Source organism: Herbihabitans rhizosphaerae, from assembly GCF_004216555.1.
Classification (GTDB): Bacteria; Actinomycetota; Actinomycetes; order Mycobacteriales; family Pseudonocardiaceae; genus Herbihabitans; species Herbihabitans rhizosphaerae.
On the sequence record NZ_SGWQ01000003.1, the window covers coordinates 624,436 to 638,931 of the forward strand.

At 71.4% G+C, this 14,496-nt stretch carries 19 protein-coding genes; 7 read left to right on the forward strand and 12 right to left on the reverse strand.

Features of this window, described 5'->3' with window-relative positions; translation table 11 throughout:
• Window positions 1–5: 5 nt before the first annotated feature.
• Complete coding sequence (locus EV193_RS12645; protein WP_130344220.1) at window positions 6–575, forward strand: TetR/AcrR family transcriptional regulator; 570 nt, start codon at window positions 6–8, stop codon at window positions 573–575.
• A gap of 10 nt (window positions 576–585) precedes the next feature.
• Window positions 586–1,707, forward strand: coding sequence for a DNA polymerase III subunit beta (dnaN, locus tag EV193_RS12650; protein WP_130344221.1), 1,122 nt, complete (start codon window positions 586–588; stop codon window positions 1,705–1,707).
• A 10-nt stretch (window positions 1,708–1,717) separates the two neighbouring features.
• Here the strand turns inward: dnaN and EV193_RS12655 are convergent, their stop codons facing one another.
• From EV193_RS12655 to EV193_RS12680, 7 genes are all read right to left on the reverse strand, one after another.
• Complete coding sequence (locus EV193_RS12655) at window positions 1,718–2,476, reverse strand: ESX secretion-associated protein EspG (RefSeq protein ID WP_130344222.1); 759 nt, start codon at window positions 2,474–2,476, stop codon at window positions 1,718–1,720.
• Window positions 2,477–2,479: 3 nt separating this feature from the next.
• Window positions 2,480–3,955 (reverse strand): hypothetical protein, encoded by a 1,476-nt coding sequence (locus tag EV193_RS12660; RefSeq protein WP_130344223.1) that lies wholly within the window; start codon window positions 3,953–3,955, stop codon window positions 2,480–2,482.
• Window positions 3,956–3,973: 18 nt separating this feature from the next.
• Window positions 3,974–4,540 carry a DUF3558 family protein gene (locus EV193_RS12665; protein WP_130344224.1) on the reverse strand — a complete coding sequence of 189 codons (567 nt, stop codon included), beginning with the start codon at window positions 4,538–4,540 and terminating at the stop codon, window positions 3,974–3,976.
• Window positions 4,537–4,869 (reverse strand): hypothetical protein, encoded by a 333-nt coding sequence (locus EV193_RS12670; protein WP_130344225.1) that lies wholly within the window; start codon window positions 4,867–4,869, stop codon window positions 4,537–4,539. The genes EV193_RS12665 and EV193_RS12670 overlap by 4 nt, the downstream gene beginning before the upstream one ends.
• A 252-nt stretch (window positions 4,870–5,121) precedes the next feature.
• Window positions 5,122–5,268, reverse strand: a complete 147-nt coding sequence (locus EV193_RS33245) for a hypothetical protein (RefSeq protein WP_165401328.1) — start codon at window positions 5,266–5,268, stop codon at window positions 5,122–5,124.
• A gap of 52 nt (window positions 5,269–5,320) precedes the next feature.
• A complete protein-coding gene (locus tag EV193_RS12675; RefSeq protein WP_130344409.1) occupies window positions 5,321–6,103 on the reverse strand; it encodes an MBL fold metallo-hydrolase in 783 nt (260 codons plus the stop codon).
• Between the two features lie 52 nt (window positions 6,104–6,155).
• Window positions 6,156–7,025 carry an NUDIX hydrolase gene (locus EV193_RS12680; protein WP_242613329.1) on the reverse strand — a complete coding sequence of 290 codons (870 nt, stop codon included), beginning with the start codon at window positions 7,023–7,025 and terminating at the stop codon, window positions 6,156–6,158.
• 31 nt (window positions 7,026–7,056) lie between these two features.
• On the opposite strand from EV193_RS12680, the gene EV193_RS12685 reads away from it, so the two are divergent.
• On the forward strand, window positions 7,057–7,959 hold the full coding sequence (locus EV193_RS12685; protein ID WP_130344227.1) for a Gfo/Idh/MocA family protein: 903 nt from the start codon (window positions 7,057–7,059) through the stop codon (window positions 7,957–7,959).
• 116 nt (window positions 7,960–8,075) lie between these two features.
• Here the strand turns inward: EV193_RS12685 and EV193_RS12690 are convergent, their stop codons facing one another.
• The 4 genes from EV193_RS12690 to sp36 are packed head-to-tail and all read right to left on the reverse strand — an operon-like array spanning window position 8,076 to window position 10,730.
• Entirely contained in the window at window positions 8,076–9,416 is a 1,341-nt protein-coding gene (locus tag EV193_RS12690; RefSeq protein WP_130344228.1) for a hypothetical protein, read from the reverse strand.
• 34 nt (window positions 9,417–9,450) lie between these two features.
• A complete protein-coding gene (locus EV193_RS12695) occupies window positions 9,451–10,080 on the reverse strand; it encodes a hypothetical protein (RefSeq protein ID WP_130344229.1) in 630 nt (209 codons plus the stop codon).
• Window positions 10,081–10,111: 31 nt separating this feature from the next.
• Window positions 10,112–10,567, reverse strand: coding sequence for a RidA family protein (locus EV193_RS12700; RefSeq protein ID WP_130344230.1), 456 nt, complete (start codon window positions 10,565–10,567; stop codon window positions 10,112–10,114).
• 4 nt (window positions 10,568–10,571) lie between these two features.
• Complete coding sequence (sp36, locus tag EV193_RS12705; RefSeq protein WP_130344231.1) at window positions 10,572–10,730, reverse strand: Sp36 family protein; 159 nt, start codon at window positions 10,728–10,730, stop codon at window positions 10,572–10,574.
• Window positions 10,731–10,856: 126 nt separating this feature from the next.
• Here sp36 and EV193_RS12710 point away from each other — a divergent pair, with 126 nt between their 5' ends.
• The 4 genes from EV193_RS12710 (at window position 10,857) to EV193_RS12725 (ending at window position 14,091) form a co-directional block, all read left to right on the forward strand.
• Window positions 10,857–11,108, forward strand: a complete 252-nt coding sequence (locus EV193_RS12710; RefSeq protein WP_130344232.1) for a hypothetical protein — start codon at window positions 10,857–10,859, stop codon at window positions 11,106–11,108.
• Window positions 11,109–11,165: 57 nt separating this feature from the next.
• Complete coding sequence (bagA, locus tag EV193_RS12715) at window positions 11,166–12,170, forward strand: ATPase BagA (protein ID WP_130344233.1); 1,005 nt, start codon at window positions 11,166–11,168, stop codon at window positions 12,168–12,170.
• Window positions 12,167–13,282 carry an ATPase BagB gene (gene bagB / locus EV193_RS12720; protein ID WP_130344234.1) on the forward strand — a complete coding sequence of 372 codons (1,116 nt, stop codon included), beginning with the start codon at window positions 12,167–12,169 and terminating at the stop codon, window positions 13,280–13,282. The genes bagA and bagB overlap by 4 nt, the downstream gene beginning before the upstream one ends.
• Window positions 13,283–13,497: 215 nt before the next feature.
• Window positions 13,498–14,091: a dihydrofolate reductase family protein gene (locus tag EV193_RS12725; RefSeq protein WP_130344235.1), complete on the forward strand. Its 594-nt coding sequence runs from the start codon at window positions 13,498–13,500 to the stop codon at window positions 14,089–14,091.
• On the opposite strand, the gene EV193_RS12730 is transcribed toward EV193_RS12725, so the two are convergent.
• Window positions 14,092–14,394 carry a WhiB family transcriptional regulator gene (locus EV193_RS12730; RefSeq protein ID WP_165401329.1) on the reverse strand — a complete coding sequence of 101 codons (303 nt, stop codon included), beginning with the start codon at window positions 14,392–14,394 and terminating at the stop codon, window positions 14,092–14,094.
• Window positions 14,395–14,496 lie beyond the last annotated feature (102 nt).

Genomic DNA, 14,496 nt, shown 5'->3' on the forward strand with positions numbered 1-14,496 from the left:
TGCGAATGGTGGGTTCGGCGCGACGACGCTCAGAGCCGAGAGAACGGCTACTGGCGACAGCCGCGCGACTGTTCTACGCCGAGGGCATCCACGCGGTCGGGGTGGACCGGCTCGCGGCCGAGGCGGGAGTCACGAAGGCGACCTTCTACCGACACTTCCCGACCAAGGACGACCTCGTGCTGGCCTACATCCGCGCCGAGGACGCCACCATCCGCGGCAAGATCGCCGGCGCCCGCGAACTACCCGCCGGCGAGGCGATCGGCGCGATTTTCGCCGGCCTGGCCGCGAACGCGTGCCGCCCGGGATTCCGCGGCTGCCCGTTCATCAACGCCGCCGCCGAGTACCCGGACGCCGCGCACCCGGTGCGCCGGGCCATCCACGAGCACCGCACCTGGCTCCGCGACACGCTCGCCGAGATCCTCACCGCCCAGGGCCACCCCGCTCCGGACGTGACCGCCCGCGAGCTGACACTGCTGCACGACGGCGCGCTGGTCGCCGGCTACCTCGCCGACCCGCGCGACGTACGCGAAACCCTGCACCACGCCGTCCAGCGGATCGTGGGTCCCGGGCCGTAATGTGGCCCGCATGGACGTCACCGCCACCACCGCCGAGCTCGCCGCCGCGGCCGCCGACGCCGTGCGCCTGGTGCCCGGCCGCATGATCGACCCGGTGCTCAGCGGGCTGCTGATCACTGCCGACGCGGACGGAATCCTTTACGCCGCAACGGATCGCGAGCGGTCGGCGCGGGTGCGCGCCGGTGCCACCGTGCACACCGAGGGGCGTGTTCTGGTGCCGGCCAAGCCGCTCGCCGAGACGCTGCGCGCGCTCGAACAGCCGGACGTGCGGCTCGTGGTCGAGGGTGCCCGGCTGGCGATCCGCGCGCCCGGTGCCCGGTTCGCGCTGCCGCTGCTGGACGCCGACAGCCACCCCGGTGTGCCGGAGCCGCCCGCGGTCGCCGGTGAGGTGGACGCCGTTCTCTTCGCCACGGCGCTCGCCACGGTCGCCGCCACCGCGTCCCGCGACGACGCGCTGCCGCTGTTCACCGGTGTGCGCCTGCGCAGTGACCGCGTCGGGGACGGCGAGCGGCTCGCGTTGCTGGCGACCGACCGGTTCCGGATGGCGATCGCGTCCGTACCGTGGACGTGTCGCGAGTCCGGGCAGGGCGAGTTGGACGCGCTGATCCCGGCGTCGCTGCTGGCCGAGGCGGCCAAGCAGTTGCCGGCGTCCGGGCGGGTCGTGCTGCACGCCGACGAGGACCGGATCGGGCTCTCCTGGGACGGCGTCACGGCCACGACTTCCTTGCTGGACGGCGCTTTCCTGTCCGAGTCCAAGGTGGTCATGTCCGAAGTGGACACCACGGTGGAGCTGGACGCGGACGCGCTGGCCGGTGCCGTGCGCCGGGTCGGGCTGTATACCGATCCGCGTGGCGTGCTGACCGTCGAGATCGGCGAGAACGAGGTGCGGCTGCGCGGCGCGGACGCCACCGCCGGTGAGGCCGAGGAGTCCGTCAAGTCCACTGTGGACGGTGGGCGGACGAGCCCGTCGTTCCAGGCGCGGTTCCTGTCCGACGCGCTGCGGCCGTTCTCCGGACGGCGGATCACGCTGGCGATCCAGCCCGGCATGCGCGCCACGGTGATCACCGCGGTCGAGCCGGACGAGGTGGACCTGCGCTACGTGGTGATGCCGATGCTGCCACCCAAAGCCTGATCTCCTTGTCTCACAAGGAGTTCAGCATCCGCTGCAGGTGACCGGCGATGCGCGAGTTGTCCGAGGGGGCGATCGTGCTGGAGGCGGGTGTGTCCGGCCGCGCGGGGTGCTCGACCGCGACGTAGCGGCCGGCGTCGATGTCGAACCAGGACAGCGACGGCGCGGTGGCCTGCCTGCCCATGCCGTCGCGTGTGGTGATCAGGAAGAACCCGGCACCCGTGTGCGGCTGATCGATGGCGATGCCGGATGCGCGCAGCTTGCCGCCGGCCGTGTTCCGCGATGCGTTGGCCGACACCATGATCCCGTCCGACTCATCGTCCACTGTGGACACTTCGGTGGTGATCGTGGTGGACCGGCCGGGGCCTGGCCGCGCGTCGGGGAGGAGCCCGACCATCGTGCCGACGAGCGACTCCGGGCGGATCAGCTCGAAGTCGACCAGGTTCTCGCCGAGTCGGGCGATCGCGCCGTGGTTCCCCGCGACGCCGGCGCGCGCCCGGATCTCCTCGTCGCCGCTGGTGCCGAGGATCGCGACGCCGATCTCGTACCGGGCGAGCACGGTGAGCGCGTCGGACACGTCGGGGTGCAGCTTGCCGCCCGGCGCGAGGCCGCGGTGTTCCATGTCGGCCCACACCGCGTCGGCGATGCGCGTGCGGTCCTCGATGTAGTCACCGAAGAATGGGATATTCAGCGGAAACTGCCGGACGTCGACCTCGAGCCACTCGCTCAGTACATCCACCGCGGCGAGTGACAGCGCGAACTTCGCTGGCATCGGTCAGTCGAGGCCGATCACCGGGGGCGCGGTGACCTGGTCGGTGTCGAACAGGCTGTCCGGGTCTCCCTCCACGAGCCACTTCGGGCGCCGGTGCTCCTGATCGTCCTCGCCGCGTGAGCCGGCTCCGCCGCCGAACGGCATGCCGCCCATGCCCGCGGCGCCGCCTCGCCCGCTCGCGGCCCCGCCGTAGCCGCCGCGACCAGTGGCGTGCTCGCCGCCGTAGCCGCCCATACCGCCGGCCCGGCTGCCGGGCGCGGGTGTGCCGCCCGACCCGAGTGGCCCGAAGCCCGAGCGACCGCGAGTGCCACTGTCGCCACTCGCACCGCCGGGGACGAACCCGCCGCCGAGCGGAGGCATCATGCCGCCACCCGGTCCGGAACCCTGGCCAAGCCCCTGGCCAAGCCCTTGGCCTGGGCCGCCCTGGCTGGGGCCGCGGCCGATGTCCTGGCCGCCGCCGAGGCTCGGGTCGTGCCACTCCGGACTGGTGCCGCCCGGCCAGCCAGCGCCAGGGCCCGGCCTGGTGACCGGCGATCCGCCGCCGGGCGGTGCCGCGCTACCCGGTGGTGGCGCGCCGTGGTCACCCGTGCCGGGCGGCGGCGCGACCGTGCTGCCACCGCCGTCGCCGGGTCGCCCGGTCGTGCCGCCTCCGCCGTCGCGCACCTGGGGGATCCCGGCACGGCTGCCACCTCCGGGAGGAGTGGTGCCCGAGCCGCCTGGCGGGACCGATCCGCCGCCACCCGCGGCCAGCCGAGGCGGCGGCGCGAACATCGGGACGGACGATCCGCCGAGCGCCGAATCGAAGCCGCTGACCACGTCGACCGCGCGCTGGTGCTCGGCCTTCTGCCTGTCGAACTCGGCCTGCATCTTGGGGGCGAGTGCGTTCGCCTGCTCGATCGGCATCGCGCGCAGCTCGGCGTTGACCTTGTTCGGGTCGATCGGACTCGCCGGCGCGGGCGGCATGTTCCTGCGCGCCAGTTCCAGCGCCTCGCCCTGCGCCTGCGCGGTCTTTCCGGCGAGCATGGCGGATTCACCCGCCGGCCCGGCCCAGTTCGCGAAGTTCGCCATGCCCTGGTGCGCCTTCTCCGCGGCCTGCCCGCGCCAACCGGCCTTGCTCTTTCCAACAGAATCCGAAATAGCCTGCTGAAGTTCGAGAAAGGCACCGCCGATCTCCATCCACATGTCCGCGGTTCCCTGAACGGCAGCGGGATCGCCGTCCCGCACCATTCGCTCCAGATCCGCGTGCGCCCGCGACTGATACAGCGAACCCGGCAAGGAAACGGGTCGCAGCCCCTTGCCGTTCGCGAGCATGTTCTTCTCGGCGTTCAGGTAGTCCAGTCTGAACTGCCCGGCGCTGGCCACCTCACGGCTCTTCGCTGCCTGACTGGCCTCGCGGTTGAGCGTTTCGCTCGAGGCCACCTTCGCCTGAGACACGTAGATTCCGTGCTCGTTCGCACCTGGTCTACTCGTCGGACTCATCGATTCTCCCCCAGAAAATCACGGCAATTTCGGCTCAACCGTTTGCGCCATCGCCAAAGCGCGATCGCAGTTCTTTTCCGCCTCGCGCGATGAGACGACACTGATGACGACCCGCGAATACGGGCTAGGTATCAACTCGACACCACAAACGCCGACATCGTCGGCCCTACGGATCGCGTCGTAACGCCCCACCTTCCCAATGGGTGTCTCAACGCCCGGTCCGGTAATCGCCTGGTCGTACACGACCACGTCCGTGCCCCCGCGCCCCGGCTGCTGCCACTCACAGCCACTGACCGCGTACCGGGTTGACGCCCTATTCGTCGGCTGGCCTGCACCGAGACCGAGAGAAGCGAGTTCAGCGGAACTCAACAAGGCACACGCATCGACCTTGCTGAACCTCGCGTCCCGCTGCGGATGTGTCATCGTCGTTGGGGGCGCAGCCGTGCCGCCGATTTGTGGCACGGAGGTCGCCGGCGGCGGCGACGTCGGATCTGGCGACGACGCCTGGCCGGCGCCATCGGAGCAGCCACCAAGCGTCAGGCCGGCAATGAGCATGGTGGCCGCGAAAATCGCGATCCGCGTCATGAGTCCGCTCGGTTCATGTCGCTCCTGATCTTCCCTTCCGTAGCCTCATAGCTACGCATCGCAGCCTCGACGGCCTGCCGGTACGCCAGCAGTTCCTGAGCCGCCTTGCCCATCTGTGGCCGCAAGCCCTGCTCGTCGATCGCAGCGCTGGTCATCAGTGGCGCCACCACCCTGGCGCCATCGCTGCTGCCCAGTGCGAGCCCGTACTCCAGGTTCCTGAGTTGGCGTCGGTACTTGTCGAGTACATCGATACAGTGGTCGACCGCAGCGAGAAGCGCGCGGCCTCCGCCGGCTTCTGGTGCGATCTCAAGATCGCCGCCGTGTGCCATCGAGTGCACCTCACCGCCGGGCGGCGGTGCGGCGATCGGTTGTGGTGCCGGCCTCGCCCGATAGCTCCCGGTCGGGCGCTCCCCCTCTTCGGCCACCCCAGTGACTCCCCTCAGTCGTATCCCAGCGCGACAGGTTAGCGAGCTGTCGCAGCGCGTCGCTAAATGATCGCTAAATGTGGTTTGCGGCACACCCCGTACCGCTGCCCACCCGCAGAGTCACCGTACGACCGCCCACCGGCCCGCGTGTCACCCTCACGCCCGGTTCACCCGGACAGACCAGCACCCGGGATCAAGCCCGCGGGGTCGGTCCTCACGCACCACGATCTTGAGCACTTCACTCGCGGCGTAGGCGATCACGGTGACCACGGGCACGGCGAGCACGCGGGCCATGGCGGCCACCGGCCATCCTCTGCCGAACGGAACGCGCTCACCTTGTCTTTCGACAAGGGTGTCAGCCGCGCAGGTACTCCAACTGCGCGCGCACCGAGTACTCGGCCGGCCCCCACAGCGCCGGGTCGACATCGGCGTAGACGACCTCCACCACCTCGCGCGGCGACGCGTCCGGCCCGAGCTGGGCGAGCGCGGCGCGCACCTGGTCAAGGCGCTGCTCGCGGTGCGCGAGGTACTCGTGCGCGGTGGCCGCCAAATCAGGCAGTTCCGGCCCGTGCCCCGGCAACACGAGTGTCCCTTGTGGACAGTCGGCAAGCCGGCGCAGCGAGTCGAGGTACTCGCCGAGGGTGCCGTCGGGGTGTGCGATCACCGTGGTGCCGCGCCCGAGCACGGTATCGCCGGTGAGCGTCGCGGACGCGCCATCGTGTTGCACCGCAACGGAAATCGAGTCCGACGTGTGCCCTGGCGTGTGCATGATCCGCAGCTCGAGCCCGCCGGCCTCCAGCGTCTCGCCATCACACAGCGCCGGGCCGCGCAGGCACCACGACGGGTCGAACGCGCGCACCGGCGCGCGCACCCGGGAGGCGAACGCCGCCATCCCGCCGGTGTGGTCGCCGTGGTGGTGGGTCACCAGGATCAGCTCCACCGCTCCCGCGTCCGCCAACTGTGCCAAGTGGACGGTGTCGTGCGGCCCGGGGTCCACCACGACCGACGCGGACGCGCCGGGCGCGCGCAGCACCCAGGAGTTCGTGCCGTCCAGCGTCATGATCGACGGGTTGTCCGCGAGCAGCACCGACGCGAACGGCGCCACCTCGCGGAACTGTCCGTAGGCGGGGTGACTCACCATCCTCTGCCCCGCCCCCACCCTCTCAACGAAAGGCTCCGCCTTGCTGTGTTCATTCGAGCTCCAACTCGTCGTCCGGTCCGGCGTCCAGGTGGCCCGCCGCGCCGGCGTACGCGGGATCGCCGGGCAGCACGACCCGCACCACGTTCCCGTCGCGGACCACCTTGGGGATGATCTTGTCCACGGTCCGCTCGCGGGTCATCGCGTCGGACAGGCCAGTGCACTCGGCCAACTCGGCGAGCGTCATCCAGGTCGGCGGGAGCAGGCCGCGCCGCCCGTGCTTCCAGTCGGCGATCGCCTCGGACGGGCGCTGCCAGTCCGCGTCCACCGCCTCGCTGGTCACGCCGTCGGCACGCTGGCCATCCGGCAGCGCGGCGAGGAAGAACCGCGTGTCGTAGCGGCGCGGCTCGGCCTCCGGCGTGACCCAGTTCGCCCACGGCGACAACAGGTCCGCGCGCAGCACCAGGCCGGCGTCGGCCAGGAAGCCGGCCAGCGAGATCTTGCGGTCGACCAGGTCCTGCCGCACGCCGTGGAACGGCTCCGCGTCGGACACCACGCTGTCACCGTCCGGTCCGGCCAGCAGCACGCCGGACTCCTCGAACGTCTCGCGCACGGCGGCGCACACCAGTGCCCGCGCCAGCGGCACGTCGCAGCCGAACCGCTCGGCCCACCATGCCGGCTCCGGACCTGCCCAGTTGCTCACATCCGCGTCGCGCCGGTCCACCCCGCCGCCGGGGAACACGGTCATGCCACCGGCGAACGCCATGCCCATCACCCGGCGCAGCAGGAACACCTCGAGCCCGTCGGCGGAGTCGCGCGCGAGCACCACGGTCGCGGCGTCCTTCGGCGTGACCGGGTTCTCGGGCACGTCCGGCGGCACGAACCCCTCCGGCAGGGTCAGCTCCTTCGGCAAATCTGGCACGCCGCCGAGGGTAACCGGCAGGATTGGCCACATGGCTACACATGAGGTGCACTCCATTCGGGTCGGACTGGTCGGCGCGGGGCCGTGGGCGCGGTCGGTGCACGCGCCGGGGCTCGCCGAGCACTCCGGCACCACGCTCGCCGCGGTGTGGGCGCGCCGGCCGGAGGCGGCCGCCGAGGTCGCCTCCGCGAACGGCGCGACGGCGGTCGGCACGTTCGACGAGCTGCTGTCCACTGTGGACGCCGTGGCGTTCGCCGTGCCGCCGGCGATCCAGGCGGACCTGGCCGTGCGCGCCGCCGAAGCCGGCAAACACGTGGTACTGGAGAAGCCGATCGCGTCCACTGTGGACGAAGCGGAACGCTTGGCGGACAAGGTGTCCGAGGCCGGAGTGGCCAGTCTGGTGATGCTCACCCGGCGGTTCACGCCGGCCGTCGCGAGCTGGCTGGACGGCGTGCGCTCGACCGGCGGATGGACCGGCGGCAACGCGAAGTGGCTGTCCGGCGCGCTGCTCGGCGGGGTGTACTCGCACTCGCCGTGGCGGCACGACGGCGGCGCGCTGGCCGACATCGGCCCGCACACGCTGGACCTGCTCGACGCCGCACTCGGCCCGATCACCGGCGTGCTGGCCGCGCACCGGGTGGCCGAGGACGACCTGTGGCACCTGCTGCTCGAACACGAAGGCGGCGCCACGAGCACCGTCACGATGTGCATGCGCCTCCCGGTGCAGCCGACCGTGATCGACTTCGCGGTGTTCGGCGAGCACGGCTACCGCGACCTGCAGGCCGGCGACGGCACGCCGAACGAGGCGTTCTCCGTGTTGCTGGACGACTTCGGCAAGCTGATCAGTTCTGGCGACCGTTCACACCCGTGCGACGTGCACCGCGGGGTGCACCTGCAGAAGGTGCTCGACGCGGTACTGCGCAAGCTCGGATAACAAGTGGACGCGTGACCGGCGGTCGGTCCACCATCCCGGGCTGTTCGGGATCACCACGCCGTTCTGGGTCGCGGCCGCCGTCATGATCGCGGTGACGGCCGTGGCCTGGCGCTGCCTCAGCCAGGGTAGGGCGGCTGCTCCGGCGGGATCCCGTTGATCATCGAGGACTCGCCGCGCTCCCGGCCGGAGCGGTCGACCTGCCAGCGGCCCGTGCTGGACGAACGGCTGGCCGACGGGGTCGAGTCGGCCTGCTCCCGCTTGGCCAGCTCCTCGTGCAACTGGCGGAGCAGGTCACGCTCCTGATCGCTGAGGTCGGCGTCCACGTCCTTGGACCGCCGGGACGCCGAATCGCCGCGCTTCGGATTCGCCACGCTCTCGGTCCGGTCGGGGCGCTGCTCGGGAGGATCGGTCCGATCCGTGCGCTCGGTCAGATCCGGACGATCGGTGAACGACTGGAACGACGACATCGCCGAGTCGGTCGACGATGGTGTGCTCGACGGCGTGGTCGGCTCGGGCTTGGTCGCCTCCGCGACCGGTTCCGGCTTGCGCTCCTCGACCGGCTTGGGCGGCTCGGCGGGCGCGACCGGCTTCTCCGCGCGGGGAGCCGGTTCTGCGGGCACCTTCGGGATCTGCGCGGTGGACTCCACCCGGGTGGGCGGCGGCACGGTCTCGCGCGGCTTGTCCTGGCTGACCGGCTTGTCCCGCACCGGTTCCTCGACACTCCGGCGGGCGGGCGGCGGCGTCTCCGCGCGGGGAGCCGGCTCGGCGGGCGCGGCCGGCTTGGCCGGCGGCGGGGTGCTCGGTCTGGAGGTCCGCTCGGGTAACGAGGACCCGGCGGACACCCCGACGTCGATCATGCGAGCCTTCGCCAGCGCGGCCCGGTGGTACTCCTGCCGCCGGCCGTTGGCGGCCACGACCTCGACGGTCGCCCTGATGCCGGCCCGGCGCAGCGCGTTCTCCACCCGGTAGGAGGTGGCCGGCGCGAATCCGTCCGCGCCGATCTCGATCAGCACGACCCGGTGCGGCACCGGTCCGGTCGCCGCGCCCGCGGGCGTCAGCCGCCACACGGCGTGCACCGCGCGCACGTCCGGCAGCACATCGAGCACCCGGCGCACGGCATCGGCCACGCCCTGGTCGGCGCCGGCCGGTCCGGCCTCGCCGGGGGCGAACCGGTGCGGCGGCGCGGCCACGGTGGCGACCACCAGATTCTCGATCACGCTGTCGTCGCAGTGCGCCTCGGAGAACATCCGGCGCAGCTCGTCCCGCTCGGTCGGGGTCACCGGAATGCCACCGGCGGTGAGGCACCCGGCGATCATCTCCAGCGAGCGGTCCAGCTCGGCGGAGGCGACCAGCTCGCGGGCGTCGCTCAGCCCGTCGTCGTCGATCCGGCCGGCGAGCGCCAGCAGCAGATCGTGGATTCTGATCGGCAGGGATACACGGTCGACCACCTGGGTCACGGTGATCTCCTTCCGGCTCGTCGGTACCGACGGGTCAGCTGACGCCGGCCAGCTCCGGCATCAGCGGAGTCGACTCCGCAAGCGCCGCCTCCTGGTACGGCGGCGGTGCCATGCCCTCTGGCAGCACCTCGACACTGGGCTCGTGCTGACCGAGCGCGCGCAGCACGCGCTGCATCTCGCCGGTCAACTTCCTGTACCCGTGTGTCGCGGTGACCAGTACGACCCGCACCGGCTCGGTCCGGCCATCGCCGTACCGTCCGTGCCGCCACGACGTCCGTGCCGACTTCACCTCGGGACGCCCCCGAAGCGTCGCGCCGAGCACGACCGCCACCGAGTCACCCAGATTCACCCGATCGGGCGACTCAGACGTGAATGTGTAGTCGAGATCGGCGATCTCGTCCACCCAGGGCAGCGCGGACAGCCGTCCGGCGTCCGCCCCTGCCTGCAGAAAGGCCGCGTTGACCAGGAGTGACTCCTGTGCGGTGATTCCCACCCGTTCCCTCAGCAGGGTGAGGGGGAGGCTGCGCGCGAGCACGTCGATCGCCCCGCCGGCCAGCCAGTCGCGGCACCGCCACAGGTGCCGGTCGGACAGCCTCCCGGCCAGCCTCAGCAGCAGCTCGTGCGCCGCGTCCTCCGGTTTCCGCGCTCTTCCGTCACCCGACACGCTGCCCTCCAAGGGTCCGCTTTCGCTTGAGCTACGAGACCTCGACGACGATCTCCACCTCGACCGGAACGCCACGCGGCAGCTCGGCCACGCCGACCGCCGATCGCGCGTGCTTCCCAGCGTCCCCGAAGATCTCGCCGAGCACCTCGGACGCGCCGTTGATCACCTCGGGCTGATCGGTGAAGCCCTCGGCGCTGGCCACGAACCCGACGACCTTGACCACCCGCACCACGTTGTCGATCCCGACCAGCGAGTCGACCGCGGCCAGCCCGTTCAGCGCGCAGGTACGAGCGTGCGCCTGCGCCTCGTCGACGGTGATCTCGGCGCCGACCTTGCCGGTCGCCGCGAGCTTTCCGTCCACCACCGGCACCTGGCCCGCGGTGAACACCAGCGAGCCGGCCCGCACGGCCGGCACGTACGCGCCGGCCGGAGTCGCCACGCTCGGCAGCTTGATCCCGACCTCGGCGAGCCGTTCACGCCACGCCATCGACTCAGGCCCCCTTCGGCCGCTTCAGGTAGGCCACCAGCTGCTCGCCGGTCGGCCCGGGCATCACGGCCACGAGCTCCCACCCGTCCTCGCCCCACTGGTCGAGGATCTGCTTCGTCGCGTGCGTCAGCAGGGGAACGGTGGCGTACTCCCACTTGGTCATGGATTGGGAGCGTAGAGCCCCGCGCCACCCCGCCGACCTCCGCCTCCGGTGTTACCGGCGAAATCGGGCATCACCCGTACGAGCGATGACCCACACTCACGCCCGCCGACCGCTACCGTGTGCGCCGTGGAGGCATGGCGGATCATCGCGACCTCGCTGCTCGCCGCGGGCGGCATCGTGCTCGTGCTCGTCACGATGGCCCAGGTCCGCGACCGCAAGGGCAGCACGAGCGGCCAGGTCGCGCTGTCCGGCGCGATCGCGCTCACCGTCCTGGTCCTGATCGGCGTGCTCTGCGCGACTGTGTTCCCGGCGTGGCTGGTGTGGGGCATCGTGGTCGCCGTCGGGGTGATCGTGTCCGTACTCGTGCTGGTGAGCTAGCGCACGCCTGCCCGTGCTGACGGGTGCGAATCGATTTCGGACATTTACCCTGAGCAAGTGACCCTCCCCGTCGTCGGTTGGACCGACCAGATCGCCAGGGCGCGGCTGCACGTGGTCACCGGCAAGGGCGGCACGGGCAAGACCACGGTCGCGGCGGCGCTCGCGCTGGCACTGGCCACCGGCGGCCGGCGCGTGCTGCTCGTCGAGGTCGAGGGCCGCCAGGGCATCGCGCAGCTGTTCGACACCCAGCCGCTGCCCTACGCCGAGGAGCGGATCGCCGTCACCCCCGGCCGCGGCGAGGTGAAGGCGCTGCACATCGACGCCGAGGCGGCGCTGCTCGAGTACTTCGCGATGTTCTACAACCTCGGGTTCGCCGGGCGGACGCTGCGCCGGATGGGCGCGATCGAGTTCGCCACCACGCTCGCCCCCGGCCTGCGCGACGTGCTGCTCACCGGCAAGGTCAAGGAGTGCGTCGGCCGCACCGACGACAACGGCCGGCACGTGTACGACGCGGTCGTGCTGGACGCGCCGCCGACCGGCCGGATCGTGAAGTTCCTCGACGTCACCCGCGCCATGGCCGACCTCGCCAAGGTGGGGCCGATCCGCGGCCAGAGCGAGGGCGTGGTGCGGCTGCTGCACTCGCAGGACACCGCCGTGCACCTGGTGACCCTGCTGGAGGAGATGCCGGTGCGCGAGACGCTGGAGGCGGTCGCCGAGCTGGACGGCGCGGACCTGCGCCCCGGCGCGGTGTTCGTCAACCGGGTCCGCCCACCACGGCTGCCCGCGCGTTCGGTGACCGCCGCGGCCGACGGGCGGGTGGACGCCTCCCGGGTGCGCGAGGGGCTGGCCGCCGCCGGGCTGAACCTGTCCACGGCGGACCTGGACGGGCTGGTCGAGGAGACCGTGGAGCACGCCATCCGGGTGCAGGCCGAGCTGCGCGCCCGCACCCAGCTCGACGAGGCCGACCTGCCCACGCTCGAACTGCCCGAGGTCACCGAGGGCCTCGACGTGGCCGCTCTGTACGACCTCGCCGACGTGCTGCTGGACCAGGGGGCTCGATGAGCGTCCTCGACATCGACAAGCTGATCGACGACCCCGACACCCGGGTGCTCGTGTGCTGCGGCTCTGGCGGCGTCGGCAAGACCACCACGGCCGCGGCACTGGCCCTGCGCGCCGCCGAACGGGGTCGCAAGACGGTCGTGCTGACCATCGACCCGGCCCGCCGGCTGGCCCAGTCACTCGGCCTGCGCGAACTCGGCAACACCCCGAAAACCGTTGCGGTGGAAGGGTTTTCGCCGAAGGGCGAGCTGTCGGCCATGATGCTGGACATGCGCCGCACGTTCGACGACATGGTGCTGGCGCACGCGGGCGAGCAGCGGGCCAAGGAGGTGCTGGCGAACCCGTTCTACAAGACGATCTCCTCGTCGTTCTCCGGCACGCAGGAGTACATGGCGATGGAGAAGCTGGGCCAGCTCGCCGCCGAGGGCTCCTGGGACCTGATCATCGTGGACACCCCGCCGAGCCGGTCCGCGCTGGACTTCCTGGACGCGCCGCAGCGCATGTCCCGCGCGCTGGACGGCCGGATGATCAAGCTGCTGTCCGCGCCGGGGCGTGCGGGCGGCTGGGGCATCCGCAAGGTCGTCGGCGCCGGGTTCACCCTGTTCGCCAAGGCCGTCGGCACGATCGTCGGTGGGCAGATGCTGGCCGACGCGTCGGCGTTCGTGCAGGCCTTCGACGGCATGTTCGGCGGTTTCCGTGAGCGCGCCCGCAAGACCTACGAGCTGCTCCGCTCCGGCGGCACCGCGTTCCTGGTGGTCGCCGCGCCCGAGCCGGACGCGCTGCGCGAGGCCAGCTACTTCACCGAGCGGCTGGAGTCGGAGTCGATGCCGCTGGCCGGGCTGGTGGTCAACCGGACGCACCCGCTGCTGGCCGGCCTGACCGCGACCAAGGCGCTGGCGGCGGCCGACGAGCTGGACGGCGGCGCGCCGCTGGCCGCCGCGGTGCTGCGCCTGCACGCCGACCGGGTGGCGGTCGCGCAGCGGGAGAAGCGGCTGGTGTCCCGGTTCACCAAGGCGCACCCGTCGGTCGCGGTGACACACGTGCCGGCGATGCCGTCGGACGTGCACGACCTCGAAGGACTGCGCGAGATCGGCCTGCGCCTCGCCGGCGGCTGATCAACGCTGCAGTGTCCGAAACTTAGCGATCGATCCATTCATGTTTTGCGTACTTTAGCCCGCTAAAGTACGCAAAATGTGAACGCTCGTCGCAAATGTGGCACGTGGGGTCACGCGAAACGGCGCGATCACACGCACTGTCGAAATCGCGCGATCGGCTCCGATGTCTCCGCGAACGGCCGGGAGAACCCGGCCACCGGAGAACGGAGATCACCATGTCGGAGCGGACTCGCCGGATCGTCGCCTGGGCCGGCCTCTCGCTGGACGGCTACACCAGCGGCCCGAACGGCCCGGCGCACGACACGTGGCTGCACGAACAGGCCATGCGCGAGGAGATCTTGGCCTACTTCGAGGGCGTGTGGCGCGGGGCGGACACCGCGTTGACGGGGAGGACGAACTACGAGGGCTTCCACTCCGTGTGGCCCGGCATCACCCGCGACCCGGCCACCGATCCGCGCACGAGGGACCTCGGCCGCTGGCTGGACAGCGTGGAGAAGGTGGTCGTCTCCCGAACGCTCGAGCACGCGCCGTGGGAGAACTCGCGGATCGCGCGCGACCTCGAGCAGGAGGTGCGGGCGCTCAAGCAGGCCGAGGGCAGGGACGTCCTGGTGCTGAACAGCGCGAGCGTCATCCAGGCGCTGCTGCGCGCCGATCTGCTGGACGAGCTGCGATTCTTCGTGGCCCCGGTGCTGCTCGGCGGCGGCCTGCGGCTGTGGCCGGACGGCATCGCCGAGACGAGTTGGCGGCTGACGGAGACCACGACGCTCGCACATGGCAGCGCCGTGGGCCTCCGTTACAGCCGTCGATGATCAGCCGACCCGTTCGTCCTCGAACTCTCCGAGAGCGTCTTGACGGGCGGCGGACAACAGCTCTCTCCACGAGGTGACGTCGGGACGCCGTCGCAGCAGCGCACGGCGCTCCCGCTCCGTCATTCCGCCCCATACGCCGAACTCGACGCGGTTGTCCAAAGCCTCGGCGAGGCACTCGGTCCGTACCGGACAGGCGATGCATACGAGCTTCGCCTTTCGCTGCTCTGCCCCCCGCACGAAGAGCCCATCTGGATCCTCGTCGCGGCAAGAAGCGCGAACTCGCCAATCCTGCTGGTCAGTCATAATGACCCCCCGGCTCCTAGCGTCGTCGCGACCCTCAACCCCGATACCCCCCGGCATCGAGGTGCCTCCCACCGGCAACCCGGTGTTCGGCCCCTGTCGTCA

What these genes read in the sequence shown, in the direction of transcription:
- EV193_RS12645 (WP_130344220.1), top strand. Translation starts at nt 6, where the DNA reads ATGGTGGGTTCGGCGCGACGACGCTCAGAGCCGAGAGAACGGCTACTG.
- dnaN (WP_130344221.1), top strand. Translation starts at nt 586, where the DNA reads ATGGACGTCACCGCCACCACCGCCGAGCTCGCCGCCGCGGCCGCCGAC.
- EV193_RS12655 (WP_130344222.1), bottom strand. Translation starts at nt 2,476, where the DNA reads ATGCCAGCGAAGTTCGCGCTGTCACTCGCCGCGGTGGATGTACTGAGC.
- EV193_RS12660 (WP_130344223.1), bottom strand. Translation starts at nt 3,955, where the DNA reads ATGAGTCCGACGAGTAGACCAGGTGCGAACGAGCACGGAATCTACGTG.
- EV193_RS12665 (WP_130344224.1), bottom strand. Translation starts at nt 4,540, where the DNA reads ATGACGCGGATCGCGATTTTCGCGGCCACCATGCTCATTGCCGGCCTG.
- EV193_RS12670 (WP_130344225.1), bottom strand. Translation starts at nt 4,869, where the DNA reads ATGGCACACGGCGGCGATCTTGAGATCGCACCAGAAGCCGGCGGAGGC.
- EV193_RS12685 (WP_130344227.1), top strand. Translation starts at nt 7,057, where the DNA reads ATGGCTACACATGAGGTGCACTCCATTCGGGTCGGACTGGTCGGCGCG.
- EV193_RS12700 (WP_130344230.1), bottom strand. Translation starts at nt 10,567, where the DNA reads ATGGCGTGGCGTGAACGGCTCGCCGAGGTCGGGATCAAGCTGCCGAGC.
- sp36 (WP_130344231.1), bottom strand. Translation starts at nt 10,730, where the DNA reads ATGACCAAGTGGGAGTACGCCACCGTTCCCCTGCTGACGCACGCGACG.
- bagB (WP_130344234.1), top strand. Translation starts at nt 12,167, where the DNA reads ATGAGCGTCCTCGACATCGACAAGCTGATCGACGACCCCGACACCCGG.
- EV193_RS12725 (WP_130344235.1), top strand. Translation starts at nt 13,498, where the DNA reads ATGTCGGAGCGGACTCGCCGGATCGTCGCCTGGGCCGGCCTCTCGCTG.
- EV193_RS12730 (WP_165401329.1), bottom strand. Translation starts at nt 14,394, where the DNA reads ATGACTGACCAGCAGGATTGGCGAGTTCGCGCTTCTTGCCGCGACGAG.